Origin of the sequence: Dongia sp. (assembly GCF_041918875.1) — a bacterium.
Taxonomy (GTDB): Bacteria; Pseudomonadota; Alphaproteobacteria; order Dongiales; family Dongiaceae; genus Dongia.
On sequence record NZ_JAYRUV010000016.1, the window covers coordinates 74,858 to 89,512 of the forward strand.

General features: G+C 61.8%; 14 protein-coding genes. 4 read left to right on the top strand and 10 right to left on the bottom strand.

Annotated features, from left to right (window positions below):
- Positions 1-72 precede the first annotated feature (72 nt).
- Positions 73-1,767 carry an ABC transporter substrate-binding protein gene (locus tag ACE3TY_RS16740; RefSeq protein WP_374655028.1) on the top strand — a complete coding sequence of 565 codons (1,695 nt, stop codon included), beginning with the start codon at positions 73-75 and terminating at the stop codon, positions 1,765-1,767.
- A 208-nt stretch (positions 1,768-1,975) separates the two neighbouring features.
- On the opposite strand, the gene ACE3TY_RS16745 is transcribed toward ACE3TY_RS16740, so the two are convergent.
- The 9 genes from ACE3TY_RS16745 to ACE3TY_RS16785 all read right to left on the bottom strand — a co-directional run bounded on the left by ACE3TY_RS16745 (position 1,976) and on the right by ACE3TY_RS16785 (position 9,560).
- Positions 1,976-2,212, bottom strand: coding sequence for a cold-shock protein (locus ACE3TY_RS16745; protein WP_374655030.1), 237 nt, complete (start codon positions 2,210-2,212; stop codon positions 1,976-1,978).
- Positions 2,187-3,017, bottom strand: a complete 831-nt coding sequence (locus ACE3TY_RS16750; RefSeq protein ID WP_374655032.1) for an ABC transporter permease — start codon at positions 3,015-3,017, stop codon at positions 2,187-2,189. Before ACE3TY_RS16750 ends, ACE3TY_RS16745 begins: the two co-directional genes overlap by 26 nt.
- Positions 3,007-3,939 carry an ABC transporter permease gene (locus tag ACE3TY_RS16755; RefSeq protein ID WP_374655034.1) on the bottom strand — a complete coding sequence of 311 codons (933 nt, stop codon included), beginning with the start codon at positions 3,937-3,939 and terminating at the stop codon, positions 3,007-3,009. Before ACE3TY_RS16755 ends, ACE3TY_RS16750 begins: the two co-directional genes overlap by 11 nt.
- Positions 3,940-3,952: 13 nt before the next feature.
- Positions 3,953-4,978, bottom strand: coding sequence for an ABC transporter ATP-binding protein (locus ACE3TY_RS16760; protein WP_374655036.1), 1,026 nt, complete (start codon positions 4,976-4,978; stop codon positions 3,953-3,955).
- 74 nt (positions 4,979-5,052) lie between these two features.
- Positions 5,053-6,216 (bottom strand): ABC transporter substrate-binding protein, encoded by a 1,164-nt coding sequence (locus tag ACE3TY_RS16765; protein WP_374655037.1) that lies wholly within the window; start codon positions 6,214-6,216, stop codon positions 5,053-5,055.
- 190 nt (positions 6,217-6,406) lie between these two features.
- Positions 6,407-7,528, bottom strand: a complete 1,122-nt coding sequence (locus ACE3TY_RS16770) for a GTP-binding protein (RefSeq protein WP_374655038.1) — start codon at positions 7,526-7,528, stop codon at positions 6,407-6,409.
- A 4-nt stretch (positions 7,529-7,532) separates the two neighbouring features.
- Positions 7,533-8,627 carry a COX15/CtaA family protein gene (locus tag ACE3TY_RS16775; RefSeq protein ID WP_374655040.1) on the bottom strand — a complete coding sequence of 365 codons (1,095 nt, stop codon included), beginning with the start codon at positions 8,625-8,627 and terminating at the stop codon, positions 7,533-7,535.
- Between the two features lie 94 nt (positions 8,628-8,721).
- Complete coding sequence (locus tag ACE3TY_RS16780) at positions 8,722-9,141, bottom strand: cytidine deaminase (RefSeq protein WP_374655042.1); 420 nt, start codon at positions 9,139-9,141, stop codon at positions 8,722-8,724.
- Positions 9,142-9,206: 65 nt separating this feature from the next.
- A complete protein-coding gene (locus ACE3TY_RS16785; protein WP_374655044.1) occupies positions 9,207-9,560 on the bottom strand; it encodes a DMT family protein in 354 nt (117 codons plus the stop codon).
- Positions 9,561-9,688: 128 nt separating this feature from the next.
- Here ACE3TY_RS16785 and ACE3TY_RS16790 point away from each other — a divergent pair, with 128 nt between their 5' ends.
- Both ACE3TY_RS16790 and ACE3TY_RS16795 read left to right on the top strand, forming a co-directional pair.
- Entirely contained in the window at positions 9,689-10,150 is a 462-nt protein-coding gene (locus ACE3TY_RS16790; protein ID WP_374655046.1) for a hypothetical protein, read from the top strand.
- 189 nt (positions 10,151-10,339) lie between these two features.
- Positions 10,340-11,410 (top strand): alkene reductase, encoded by a 1,071-nt coding sequence (locus tag ACE3TY_RS16795; protein WP_374655048.1) that lies wholly within the window; start codon positions 10,340-10,342, stop codon positions 11,408-11,410.
- 63 nt (positions 11,411-11,473) lie between these two features.
- Here the strand turns inward: ACE3TY_RS16795 and ACE3TY_RS16800 are convergent, their stop codons facing one another.
- Positions 11,474-11,896, bottom strand: coding sequence for a hypothetical protein (locus ACE3TY_RS16800; protein ID WP_374655050.1), 423 nt, complete (start codon positions 11,894-11,896; stop codon positions 11,474-11,476).
- A 208-nt stretch (positions 11,897-12,104) separates the two neighbouring features.
- On the opposite strand from ACE3TY_RS16800, the gene ACE3TY_RS16805 reads away from it, so the two are divergent.
- Complete coding sequence (locus ACE3TY_RS16805) at positions 12,105-14,507, top strand: FAD-dependent oxidoreductase (protein ID WP_374655052.1); 2,403 nt, start codon at positions 12,105-12,107, stop codon at positions 14,505-14,507.
- The last annotated feature ends 148 nt before the right edge of the window (positions 14,508-14,655 follow it).

A 14,655-nucleotide genomic window follows, 5' to 3' on the forward strand; every position in this document is an offset into this window, starting at 1 on the left:
GGTTGATGCGAACGGCATGCGTCGCAAGGACGTGTGCTTCACAGGGACGTTTTACCAGCAGGGAGGTTTTAAATGACTTTTAGATCTGGCAAAGGCCGCGGCTATCATCCGGAGATTCCGGTGCTGGTCGAGCAGCTGGAGAAGCGGCAGATCGGCCGCCGCGATTTCTTGCGCACCGCGACGTTGCTCGGCATGTCGGCCGCCACTGCCTATGCCGTCGCCGGCAAGGTGATGGGCGGCGACCTCATTGGCGCCGCGCGCGCGCAGGAACCCAAGAAGGGCGGCGTCCTGCGCATCGGCGCCCGCGTTCCGGCGGTGGACAATCCGGCGACGTTTTCGTGGGTCTATGACTCGAACATCGTACGCCAGGCCAACGATTACCTGACCCGGACGCAGGGCGACGGCATCACGGTGCCGATCCTCTTGGAGGCATGGGAACCCAGCGAGGATCTGAAGACCTGGACTTTGAAGCTCCGCAAGGACATCAAATGGTCCAACGGCGATGGGCTCAATGCCGAGCATGTCATCTGGAACATCAAGCGCTGGGTCGACCCCAATGTCGGTTCGTCGGTGCTGGGCCTGTTCCAGGGCTTCATGCTGAAGGAAGTCGAGACCGGCGAGAAGGACGAGGCCGGCAATCCGAAGAAGACCACCGAATTGTGGGACGCCAACGCCATCGAGAAGGTCGACGATTACACGATCCGCTTGAACGGCCAGGTCTCGACCCTCGCCGTGCCGGAAAACCTGTTCCATTATCCGGCCCTCATCCTGCATCCGAAGGATGAAGGGAAGTGGGGTGTCGGCTCCATCGGCACCGGCGCTTTCGAACCGGCCGAGGTCGAGGTCGGCAAGAAGGTCGTCCTCAAGGCGCGCAAGGAATATTGGGGCGAAGGCCCCTACCTCGACGAGGTCCATTTCATCGACCTTGGCGACGATCCGGCGACCAAACTCGCGGCTTTGGCCTCGAAGCAGGTGGACGGCCTCTACGATGCGGATATCAAGGTCTATCCCAGTATCCAGAAGCTGCCGCATGTGGAACTCCACAAGATCAACACGGCGCAGACCGCAGTCGCCCGCATGCATTGCGACGAGAAGCCGTTCGACGATCCCCGCGTGCGCAAGGCGATGCGTCTTGCCATCGATTGCGCGGCTGTGTCCAAGATCGCCTATGGCGAACTCGGCACCCCGGCGCAGCATCACCATGTGTCGCCGGTGCACCCGGAATTCGTCGACATGCCGATGCCGCGGGATATCGAGGGCGCCAAGAAGCTCTTGGCAGATGCCGGCTATCCGGACGGTATCGATGTCGAACTCCATGCCAAGAAGGACCCCGATTGGGAACCGACGGCCTGCCAGGCGATGGTCCAGCAATGGGCGGAAGCCGGCATCCGCGTGAAGCTCACCGTCCTGCCCTCGGCCCAGTACTGGGACGTCTGGACCAAGGTGCCGTTCGGCTTCACCGTGTGGACGCACCGGCCGCTCGGCATCATGGTGCTGGGGCTTGCCTACCGGACCGGCGTGCCATGGAACGAAAGCAATTTCAAGAACCCCAAGTTCGACGAATTGCTGACCAAGGCGGAAGGCCTCGTCGACATCAACGCGCGCAAGGAAGTGATCAAGGAGATCGAGACCCTGATGCAGGAAGAGGGCCCGATCGTCCAGCCGCTGTGGCGCCAGAGCTATCAGCCGTTCGATAAGCAGCTCAAAGGCTACGAAGCGCATCCGACGGAATATTACTTCTGCGAAAAGATGTGGTGGGACAAGTAAGCCCCGCCATAGTCGAAATGAAGAACGGCCCGGGGAAACCCGGGCCGTTTTTTGTTGGGGGGATGAGATTGGCCTTGCGGCTACCCCCTCTCCCCGACCCTCCCCCACGTTGGGGGGAGGGAGTTCACCGAGTTCGCTGAGACGATGGCGACAGACTGGCTGGGATTCCCTCCCCCCAACGTGGGGGAGGGTTAGGGAGAGGGGGCTTTCACCCGATCAGCTCTATCCCCACCGCAAAGAATCGCCCGTCGCCGTGGGTGTCGCGGCGGAAGCGGATGCGTTGGCCTTCGGCGAGATCGCGCAGGCCCGAGGCGTCGAGTTCTGCCACATGGACGAAGACATCGGCCCCTCCGTCATCCGGCTTTACGAAGCCATAACCCTTGGCGCCCTTGAACCAGAGTACCGTCCCGGTGGTTGAATTACTTCCCGCTGCCGGCGACGTCATCTGTGTCTCGGGTCAGGTAGTAGGCGGCGAGGATGGGGATGAAGGTGATGATCATGACGATGATCGCCGCCACATTGGTCACGGGGCGCTGGCGCGGTCGGCTGAGTTCGCCGAACATCCAGATCGGCAGGGTTTCCTGCTGGCCCGCCGTGAAGGTGGTGACGATGATTTCGTCGAAGGAAAGGGCGAATGCCAGCATGCCGCCTGCCAAAAGTGCCGTGGCAAGGTTCGGCAGAACGACGTGCCGGAAGGTCTGGAATGTATCCGCGCCGAGGTCCATCGAGGCTTCGACGAGGGCCGGCGACGAGCGTCGCAGGCGTGCGATGGCGTTGTTGTAGACGACCACGATGCAGAAGGTGGCGTGGCCCAGCACGATGGTGAAATAGCTGAACGGCACATCGCCCAGTGCAAAAGCCGACCGCAGGCTGATGCCGGTGACGATGCCAGGAAGAGCTATCGGCAGCAGGATCAGCAGGGTCACCGCTTCCTTGCCGAAGAATCTGAAGCGGTACATGGCGGCGGCGGCCAACGTACCCAGCACGATGGCGATGGCCATGGAGGCGAAGGCGACTTCGACCGAAAGCCATAATGCGTCCCAGAAGTCGGCCCGCGCCCAAGTGACGGCGAACCATTCGGTGGTGAGTCCCGGCGGCGGGAACGTATAGCTCGCATCGTCGGTGGTGAAGCCGTAGAGCACGATGAAGAGAATCGGCAGGTTGAGATAGAGCACGCCGAACCAGGCAGCGGCCTTGAGACCCAGGCCGGCATCGCCCTTGGCGCGGGCGCTTTGCGTCTTAGAGGGCATCGAAAGCTCCCAGGCGTTTGGCGATGGCGAGGTAGACGGCCATGATGGCGATCGGCACCATGGCGAAGGCGGCGGCCATGGGAATGTCGCCGGCAGTGCCCTGGAACTGGTAGACCGCCTGGCCGATGAAGGGGCGCGACGAGCCGATCAGTTGCGGGATGATATAGTCGCCGAGCGTCAGCGAGAAGGTGAAGATCGAGCCCGCGGCAATGCCGGGGATGGCGAGCGGGAAGATCACCTTGCGGAAGGTTTCATTGGGCCTCGCCCCCAGATCGCTCGACGCTTCGAGGAGCGAGCGTGGCACGCGCTCGAGAGCCGCCTGGACCGGCAGGACCATGAAAGGCAGCCAGATATAGACGAATGTCAAGGTCGTGCCGATATAGGAGGTCGAGAGCGACGAACCTTCGACCACCGGCAGGGTCAGGATCCAATCGAGCACGGGGCCCAGCCCCAGCGCATTGAAAGTCCAGTGAATGGCGCCTTCCTTGGCCAGGATCAGCTTCCAGGAATAGACGCGCACCAGGTAATTGGACCAGAGCGGCAGCATCACGGCGACATAGAAGAGCGCCTTCATGCGCCCGCTGGCAAAGCGGGCGATATAATAGGCGAGCGGGAAGGCGATGATACCGGAGATCAGCGTCACCACCGCCGCCATCATCAGCGTACGGAAAATGATACTGAGGTTTGTGGCCGTGAAGAGGCGCGCATAGGTATCCAGCGTCGGCTCATAGACGATCTGCGCGGTGAAGTCGTCGATCGAGAAGAAGCTCTGCGCCAGCAGCGTGAAGAGCGAACCCAGATAGATGATGCCTAGCCACAGCAGTGGCGGCACCAGCAGCAGCGCGAGCACCAGCCGTGGCTGCCGGTAAAGGAATGTCGAGAGGCTGTTGCCGAGCGAGCGGGGACGAGTGGCGGCGGTCATGTCGGCGATACCTTCAGCGGGCAAAACGCATCAGATGACGCGCTTCCCACCAGAGTTGCACGGTCTCGCCTTCCTTGGGCTCGATATGGGCATCGCGGTTCTGGACGGCAACGGTAATCTCGGCGCCGCTCTCCAGCGCCACGTCGTAGCGCGTGTTGGCGCCGAGATAAAGAATGGCGCTGACGCGGCCGGCGATACCTATGGCATTGCCGGGAATGGGCGTGCCAGGGCGGTCGAGATGGATCTTCTCAGGTCGGATCGAACAGGCGCCGTCGCTGCCGCTCACCGCCTTTGCCGCGGCACCTTCCAGCAGGTTGGAGATGCCGACGAAGCCCGCGACGAAAGTGGTGGCGGGATTTTCGTAAAGCTCGGCGGGATTTGCCAGTTGCTCGATCTTGCCCTGGTTGAACACCGCCACGCGATCGCTCATGGAGAGCGCTTCGCCTTGGTCGTGGGTCACGTAGACGAAGGTGATGCCGACACGGCGCTGGATCGACTTGAGCTCCACCTGCATCTGTTCGCGCAGTTTTAGGTCGAGGGCGCCCAAGGGCTCGTCGAGCAGCAGCACCTTGGGATGATTGACGAGCGCGCGAGCAAGGGCCACGCGCTGGCGCTGGCCGCCCGAGAGTTGCGAGGGCTTACGGTCGCCGAAGCCGCCGAGCGCCACCATCTCCAGCATCTCGTCGGCCTGTTTGCGGCGCTGCGCGGTGGGCACCTTGCGGATCATGAGGCCATAGGCGACGTTGTCGAGCACGCTCATATGCGGGAAGAGCGCGTAATCCTGGAACACCGTGTTGACGTCGCGGTCATAGGGCGGAACGCCGTTCATGTCGGCACCATGGACGATGACATGGCCGCCGGTCGGCTGCTCGAAGCCGGCAATGAGACGCAGGCAGGTGGTCTTTCCAGAACCGGACGGCCCCAGCATGGCGAAGAATTCGCCATCCTTGATATCGAAACTCACGGCATCGACCGCCTTCACCGCACCGAAATGGCGGGACACGTTGTTGAAGGAAACCGCGGCAATACCTGAACTCATGATCATATCCGTCATGCTGATATAGAATTGGGGCGGATCATCGCTGATCCGCCCCAACGGGAAATATCGAAAGATTACTGTCCGCTTTGCACGGACTGCACGGCGGCCACCCAATCCTTATACGGCACGCATTCGCCGTTCTGGCTGGCGCAATCCTTCACCGGCGTCTTCCAGAAATGGATGCGGGCGAAGAGCTGCGAACCGTTGGCGACGCAGCCGCCTTCGGTCAGGATCGCGTCGGCGCAGGATGAGGGCACGGCGGGCACGCTGCCGAACCAGGAACCGGTGCCGGCCTGGGCGTTGTTGCTGAGCGAATGGTTGAGCCACTTATAGGCGCAGTTCGGGTGCGGCGCGCTGGTCGCCATCATCGTCGTATCGGCCCACCCCGTGGCGCCTTCCTTCGGCACGACGGAACCGACCGACACTTTGCCGCCGGCGCGCAGCGTGTTGACCTGATAGGCCCAGCTGGTCGAGGCGACGATGCCTTCGTTGGTGAAATCGTCCACCTGCGCCGCTGCATCCGACCAGTATTTGTTGACCAGTTGGCGCTGACCGCGCAGCAGCCCGACCGCGGCGTCGAATTGCGCCTGGTTGAGCTCATAAGGATCCTTGATGCCGAGTTCGGGCTTGTTGACCATCAGATAGAGCGCCGCATCGGCCAGATAGATGGTGCCGTAATAGGCCTGGACGCGGCCCTTGTTCGATTTGCCATCGGGCAGATTCTGCTCCTCGAACACGACACCCCAGCTCTGCGGCGCATTCTCGAAGACGCCGGCATTATAGAGGAGCACGTTCGGGCCCCATTGCCATGGCACGCCGTAATGCTTGCCGTCGACCGTATGCCAGGGGGCGTTCTGCAGGCGCGGATCGACCTTGCCATATTCGGGGATGAGGCCGAGATTGACTTCCTGCACCGTGCCGCCCTTGATGAGGCGCAGCGACGCGTCGCCCGATGCGGTCACGAGGTCGAAGCCGCCGCCATTCATCAGCGACACCATTTCGTCGGAGCTGCCGGCGGTCTTCACGGTGACCTTGCAGCCCGTTTCTTTTTCAAAGCCCGTGACCCAGTCGTAATTCTTGTCCGTCTCGCCGCGCTCGATATAGCCCGGCCATGCGACGATGGCGACTTCGCCTTCGCCCTCGCCGATGCTCTGCAGCGGCTCGGCCTGGGCGGCGAAGGTGCCGAGGACGAGGGCGGCAGCCACGCTCGTTCCGGCCAGTTTCAATTTCAAGGACATCTTTTACCCCTCCCTTTGTTGGCGACAGATGAGATTGGGCACGCGGCAACGGCAGGGCGCCCTTTTCCCCTCGATCCACGCGAAAACTAGCAATGTTCCGGGAATTGCAAAACCGAAAAACGGCGGCTCGCCGTTACTCCATGGCGTTATTGGACAATTCCGATCATGTGCAGCCGCGGAAACGGGGCTGTCAGGCGAGGTTTTCCTCGTCCAGAAAAGCTTTCATGGATTCGGTGAGGGTCGCCTGGTCGAGATCGCGGGTGATGAAGACCAGCTTGGAGCGGCGGTCGGCACCGGGCCAGGCCGGCAGCAGCACCGGCGGATGGAACAGGTGCTGCACGCCATGGATGGCCACGGGCCGCGTTTCGCCGGCGATATTGAGCACACCTTTGATGCGCAGAAGATCGGCGCCACGTGTCGCCGTCAGCATGTCGATCCAGGCGCAGAACTTCTGCCAATCGACCGGCTCGTCGCGGGTCATGCAGAAGGCGCGGATATGCGCGTCGTGCCGGTTGACGTCCAGCCCGCTTGCATGGTCGTGATGCGCATGGGCATGATGATCGTGGCTATGGCCGTGACCATGATCGTGGTCATGATCGTGCTGTCGGGCGTCGGCATAGGCCTCCTCGCGCAGCCAGCGCTGCACGTCGAGGCTCTTGCTCTCGGGATTATAGAGGCCCGCATTGAAGAGCGAGGCCGGCGAGACTTCGCCATGCATGACGCGCTGGATCGGCGCCGCCGGATTGAGGCGGCGCAGCCTTCCCTCGAGATCGGCGAGCCTTTCTGCATCGCTGAGGTCGCTCTTGGTGAGCAGCAGGCGGTCGGCGACGGCGGCCTGCTTCACGGATTCCACCTGCCGGTCCATCTGCGTCTCGCCGTTCACGGCATCGACCGTGGCGACGACGCCGTCCAGGCGATAGACGGCAGTCAGTACGGGGTCCTGCATCAAGGTGTGGAGGATCGGCGCGGGATCGGCAAGACCCGTCGTTTCGATGACGACGCGCTTGAATGGCGGCACCTCGCCCTTGGCGCGGCGTTTGTAGAGGCGCCGCATGGCGTCGATGAGATCACCGCGGATCGTGCAGCAAAGGCAGCCGGATTCGAGCAGAACCGTATCGTCCTCGGCCTTTTCGACCAGCAGGTGATCGAGACCCACTTCGCCGAATTCGTTGATGATGACGGCGGTTTCGCCCATCTCCGGATGAGCGAGCAGATACTTCAGCAGTGTCGTCTTGCCGCTGCCGAGGAAGCCGGTGATGACCGAAACAGGGAGGCGCTCGACCGGCGGTTCCATGACTTCTGCCTCGGCCATGATGTCAGGATTTCGCCAGGCGGTTGAGGCCGTGCTGCACCATCAGGCCGCAACCCAACAGGGCGAAGGCACCGAGCTGATGCAGGACCGCCAGAGAAATCGGCACAACGAGGATGAGCGTCGCCATGCCGAGGAAGGCTTGCGCCGCCAGTGCGAAAGGCAGGCTGACGGCGCGGCGTTTCAAAGTCCGGTCGATCTCGCGCCGGCGCAGGCGTACCAGCAGGCTGATGACCGCAATCGCGACGAAGCCGGAGACGAGCCGGTGCTGGAACTGCACCATGGCAAGGTTCTCGGTGAAATTCAGATACCAGGGCGAAGTGAGGAACAGATCGGGCGAGAGCCAATGCCCGTTCATCATCGGGAAGTCGTTATAGACATAACCGGCATCCGTCCCGGCGACGAGGCCGCCAAGTGCCACCTGGAAAGCGATGAGGATGTTCATCCATTTGGCATGGCGCGCGAGATCGCCGGCAGCGTCTCGGCCGCCCTGCAGCGGTGCCGCATCGAGATAGTCGAGTGCATACCACAGCATCAGGGCGAAGATGGCGAGCGCCAGCATCAGATGGATGACGAGGCGGTATTGGCTGACATCGACCCTGTCCTGGAAGCCGCTTGCCACCATGAACCAGCCGGCAAAGCCCTGCAGTCCGCCAAGCGCGAAAAGGGCGATGAGGCGCGGCGCCTCCGCCCGGGTGAGGCGGCCACGGACGAGGAACCAGATCAGCGGCAGCAGGAAGGCCACGGCAATCAGCCGGCCCCAGAGCCTGTGTAGATATTCCCACCAGAAAATACCCTTGAAGGCTTCCAGGGTCATGCCGGCATTGACGTGCTTGTATTCCGCGATCTGCTGGTAAAGGGCGAAGATCTGGTGCCATTCCGCGTCGCTGAGCGGAGGCAGGGCACCCATGATGGGCTTCCATTCCATGATGGAAAGGCCGGAATCGGTCAGGCGCGTGACGCCGCCCAGCAGCACCATCACGGCAATCATGAAGCAGCAGCCAAGCAACCAGAGGCCCACGGCGCGACGGGCGGCATGGCGGGTGGACACGCCGGCAGCGGCGGTCTCATGTGGGACTGTCTGGGTCAGAACTTGGCTCATGATGCTCAACCTTCGGGCGGGCCGGAGCATAGTCCCACTTCCGCAAAAGAAAAGACCCATCCGACGGGGCTCTTGGCCCGTTTCCCCGGAGTATTCAGGGTGCCCGGCGGTACTTTTCCGGCAGCAGCTGACTTACCGGCACCCGGGTAAGGCCTTCACCCCGCGCGATGATCACCTCGCTGCGGGGGGCGAAATCGGTGAGCATTTCCCTGCAGATGCCGCAGGGGGAGACGACCCTGGGTTCGGCGTGAAGTTCCTTCGGGCGCGGATGGCGCACCGAAACAATGGCGTCGATCTCCGTCTCGCCGGCCGATAGCGCGCTGCCCAGTGCCACGGCTTCGGCGCATACCGAGCAGCGGCCGACATAAGTGTCGAGATGGAGGCCGAGATAAATCCGGCCGGAGGCGCCGCGTACCGCCGCCCCGATGTGATGCCGGTTTTCGAGATAGCGGCTGCGGATGAAATCCGTGGCCGCGCTCAGCAGTTCCTGGTCGGCCCGAGATAATGGCGGCAAAATCGATCCTCTCCAAGCGTCGTCGGAACATGATGCCGCAAGCCCGGCGTCGCGGCAATCGCCACTCACCATTTATGGAAGACGAAGAAGCCGGCTGCGGCAATGAGGACGAAGCCGACGGCATGGTTCCAGCGGATCGCTTCGCCAAGATAGGCCCAAGAGAAGGCGCAGAAGACGATCAGGGTGATGATTTCCTGCATGGTCTTCAATTCGGCCGCCGAATAGACCGTGTGGCCGACGCGATTGGCCGGAATGGCGAAGCAATATTCGATCAGGGCGATGCCCCAGGAGGCCAGCACCACGAGCCAGAGCGGCTTCGAGGTGAACTTGAGGTGGCCGTACCAGGCGAAAGTCATGAAGACATTGGAGATTGCAAGCAGCACGATCGGGGTCAGCTGCGGCGTCAGGAAGGACGGCATGATGGTTTCCTTGGTGATAGCGACGGATCCTTTTAGCAGGCTTTGGCTTGAGCGAAATCAATTCCCATTCACGGAAAGGCAGCTAAAAGGAAGAGGCGTGCGCAAGTTTTGGCAGGATCAATCCAGCGATGCTAGTCCAGACAGGCTTTCAGCGGGTGTCATCGATCGCGCGGGCTGTTGCGGTTGCGGCTTTGCTGTCGATAACAGCTTGCACGGCGCAACCCGAGAATGGCGCGATCGATGACCGCGAGGTGAACCGTGACGCATTGTTCGAAGGGCTGGCGGATCGCGACACGGCGGATTGTACCGGCAGCCTCGATTTCACGACGGACCGGCACTTCGAAGGACAATCCAGCTGCGGCCGGACGTTCCGCGGGCATAGTGATGCCGAAATGCCCGTGGGCTTGGTCTGCGTCTATACGACAACCCTGCAATCGCGCAGTGGATCGCAGTTCACGGCGTCCGGTCGGTTCCTGTGTTCCGACCGCAGCCGCGGCACGGTCATTTTCGTCGAAGAAATCGGCGACGGACCGGGAGTCGCCTCGGTCAGCGCGGCGGATGGCAGGATCGTCACCCTTATTTATGAGTGAACCAGTGCTCAAAAGTTGACCACTAACCTTGTGTGAATTGAGGGTTTGCACACAAAGCAGGGCAGCCCTCGCGCCGGTGCGCATTGTGCAGCGCAAACGCGCTTCCTAGCTTTGTTAACGGGGTTTGAATCAATCGCAACTCCCGCTCGCATATCAAACCGTTTCCTGCAAATCACAGATAGGCTTCACATGGCCAAGCTTCTCGATCCCGTCACCGTCGGCGAATTGCGCCTGCCCAACCGAATTGTCCTCGCGCCCTTGACGCGTTCGCGCGCTGGCGGAACCCGGACGCCCAACGACCTGATGCGCGAGTACTATGTCCAGCGCGCCTCTGCCGGTCTCATCCTGACTGAGGCGACCTCGGTGACGCCGCAAGGTGTCGGCTATGCCGACACGCCCGGTATCTGGTCGGATGCGCAGGTCGAAGGCTGGCGCAATGTCACGAAGGCCGTCCACGATGCCGGCGGCCGCATCGTCCTGCAACTGTGGCATGTGGGCCGCGTTTCCGATCCCGTCTTCCTCGATGGCGAATTGCCGGTGGCGCCCAGCGCCATCGCACTGGCCGGCCATGTCAGCCTGGTGCGGCCGCAGCGGCCCTATGTGACACCGCGAGCACTCGAACTCGACGAGATTCCGGGCATCGTCGCGGCCTATGCCAAGGGTGCGGAGAATGCCAAGAAGGCCGGCTTCGACGGCGTCGAATTGCATGGCGCCAACGGCTATCTGCTGGACCAGTTCCTGCAGGACGGCACCAACAAGCGCACCGATGAATATGGCGGTCCAATCGAAAACCGCGCTCGGCTGATGCTGGAGGCGACCGATGCGGTCTTGAAAGTGTGGAGCCCGGGCCGCGTCGGCATGCACCTCGCCCCGCGCCGCGATTCCCATGACATGAGCGATTCCAACCCGGCGGCGACCTTCGGCTATGTCGCCGAGCAGCTTGGCAAGCGCGGTCTAGCCTTCATCGCGGCGCGCGAGAAGGTCGGCCCCGACAGTCTGGGCCCGTCGCTGAAGAAAGCGTTCGGCGGTGCCTATATCGCCAACGAAGGCTTCACCCAGGAAAGCGCCGAGGCGATCCTGGCCAGCGGCAATGCCGATGCGGTGGCCTTCGGCAAACTCTTCATCGCCAATCCCGACCTGCCCAAGCGCTTTGCCCGGCATGCCAAGCTCAACGAATGGGACAGCAACACCTTCTATGGCGGCGGCGCCAGGGGTTATACCGATTATCCAGCGTTGGAGAGCGATCTGGTCGACGCCTGAACGGCGCAGTTTCTGGCCGCATGAGACAAAGCCCCGCAGGTTCAAACTGTGGGGCTTTCGATTCTAGACACTAGTGACGACGGGCTCCGCTTTGGACGCGGGAAAAAGCAGCCAAATGAAGTAAAAAAGCTGTAGCAGTGGAATGGCCCCAAGATAGGCAAGCCTCGGAGGATAGCCGGCATCCCGACATCGCATTGAAACAATCCGATACAGGGCGGTAAGGCCGGGTATTCCGATCAGAAAATTGATAACAATCTGCATAATTAAGATTGTTTGTTCGAAGTTTTCCTCCGTTATCTCAATTGACGTTGCCAAGACCAGTGACACGACAATCGTCCCGATCCACATGGCGAGCATTATGAAGAGCACCGCGAACAGGTAGTTCAGTCGCTTTACGCGCTGCCCTGTATGGTCGCGGGCGATACCAAAATAGGTTGCGGTGACCAGTACGGCAATCGCAACGGCGATGTTTGCGGCTGTCGACATTCACTCCCCCAAAATGATCTGCCTGTACGCTAATTGTTCTATATAACTAATACGAGAGTGATTTCAACAGTTTTCGCGACAAGGCAAAGCCACACCGCCTTCGCAGGAAAACTCACCGGATTTATGAGTTTTCCAGGCTTCACCGCTCCCACGGCGCTAGCTAGTTAATGCCTATCCTTACGAACTGAATTTCAAGAGGTCCGGCATCATGAAATCGCAGGCGCGCGTGGTCGTCATTGGGGGCGGCGTGGTGGGTGTGAGCGTGCTTTACCATCTCGCCAAGCGCGGCTGGACCGACGTCATGCTGGTCGAGCGCTCGGAACTCACCTCCGGATCGACCTGGCATGCGGCTGGCGGCATGCACACGATCAATGGCGATCCGAACATGTCGCACCTGCAGGCCTATACCGTGAAGCTCTATGAGGAGCTGGAGCGGGAATCGGGCCAGTCATGCGGCGTGCATCGGGTGGGCTGCCTCTATCTCGCGGGGACGCAAGCGCGCGCTGAATATTTCAAGACGGAACTCGCCAAGGCGCATTATCTCGGCATCGGCCTCCATGAAGTCAGCATGGAGGAAGTGAAGAAGATCAACCCGCTGGTCGATACATCGAAATTCACCAAGGCGATGTTCGATCCGGCCGACGGCCATGTCGATCCCTCCAGCGTCACGCATGCCTATGCCAAGGCCGCCAAGAACAAGGGCGCCACGATCTCGCTGCGCAACCCGGTGCTCGAACTCAAACAGAAGCCCAACGGCCATTGGCTGGTCGTTACCAAGGAAGGCACGATCGAGGCCGAATATGTGGTGAATGCCGGCGGCCTGTGGGCGCGCGAGGTGGGGCGCCTGGCCGGTGTCGATCTCCCCATCCTGCCGATGGAACATGAGTATATCGTCACCAATGCCATCCCCGAGGTCGAGGCGTTGGATCATGAGATCCCGATGACGATCGATTTCGAGGGGGAGAGCTATCTGCGGCAGGAGCAGAAGGGGCTGCTCATCGGCACCTATGAGCATGATTGCCGGCATTGGGCGCTCAAAGGCACACCGCAGGATTTCGGCCACGAGCTCTTGCCAGAGGATGTCGATCGCATCTGGTCGGCCCTTGAATTCGCCATGACGCGCTTTCCCTGCCTGGAGAAGGGCGGCATCAAGCGCACCATCAACGGGCCGATGGTGTTCGCCCCCGATGGCAATCCCCTGGTTGGACCGGTTCCCGGTCTGACGAACTACTTTGCCGCCTGCGGCGTCATGGCGGGCTTCAGCCAGGGTGGCGGCGTCGGCATGGTGGTCGCCAACTGGATCATCGACGGCGAGCCGGGCTTGGATGTGTTCGCCATGGATGTGGCGCGCTTCGGCCCGCACAATAACCGCGCCTCCACCATCGAGAAGACGATGGAGAATTATCGTCGCCGCTTCACCATGACCTTCCCGAACGAGGAACTGCCGGCGGCGCGGCCGCTGAAGACCTCGTCGATCTATCCGTCGCTGAAGGGCGAGGGTGCCTTGTTCGGTGCGTCCTTCGGCTGGGAATATCCGCTGTGGTTCGCACCCAAGGGCGTCGAGCCAAGGGAAGAGCCTACCTATCGCCGTTCCAACGCCTTCCCGCATGTGGCGGCGGAAGTGAAGGCGGTGCGCGAGCATGTCGGCATCTGGGAAACGTCGAGCTATGGCAAGATCGAGGTCTCCGGCGCCGATGCGGCGAAATTCCTGGACCGCATCGTCAGCAACAAGCTACCGGCCCCGGGTCGCACCGTCCTGTGCCCGATGCTGTCGCCCAATGGTCGCATCTTTGGCGATCTCACCGTGACGCGGACGCGGGAAGACCGCTTCCTGATGATCGGCTCGGGGGCTGCCGAGACCTATTACACACGCTGGCTGAATGCCAATGCGAAGGGCGAACGGGTTTCGATCCGCAATGTAACCACCGACTATTCCGGCCTGTCGCTGACCGGACCCAAGGCGCGGGCGGTGCTGCAGCAGCTCACCAATACAGACCTCAGCCACGCAGCATTCCCATTCTTGGCAGCGCGGCAGATCCATGTGGGTCTCGCCGACGCCCTGGTCATCCGCGCGAGCTTTACCGGTGAGCTGGGTTACGAAATCTATGTCGCCCCCCACAACCTCGTCCATGTCTTCGAGCGCCTGCGTGCTGCCGGCACTGAACATGGAATGAAGCTGTTCGGCGTGCGCGCGCTTCATTCCATGCGCATGGAAAAGGGCTATGGTTCCTGGGGCCGCGACTTCACCGCCGACTACAATGCGGCCGAAGCCGATTGGGGCCGCTTCGTGCGTTTCGACAAGGGCGACTTCGTCGGCCGGGATGCCGCCGAAAAGCAGTTCAAGGAGCCGCTTACCCGCAAGATATCGCTGCTCGAAGTCGCGAGCCAGGAAATCGACGTCATGGGTGCCGAACCGATCTTCGCGGACGGCAAGGCGGTGGCGCGGGTCACGTCGGGCTATTTCGGCCATTCGACGGGCAAGCAGCTGGCGCTGGCCTATCTGCCGACGCGCGGCGACAATTTCGAAATCGAGGTGATGGGCAGGCGCGTCGCGGCATCGCGCCTCAAGGAAGCACCGTTCGACCCCAACTCGACACGCCTGCGCAGTTGACGCGCTGAATATTGTAACGAAAAGTGACAGCGGTGCGTGGCGACACGCGCCGTTTCATTTTTCACGAAGCTTTGACATCGGCCCGTTACGGCGGACGACCAATCTCCTTCCCACGGGCGCCGGCCTAGACCGCCCGGAAGACGGCCGA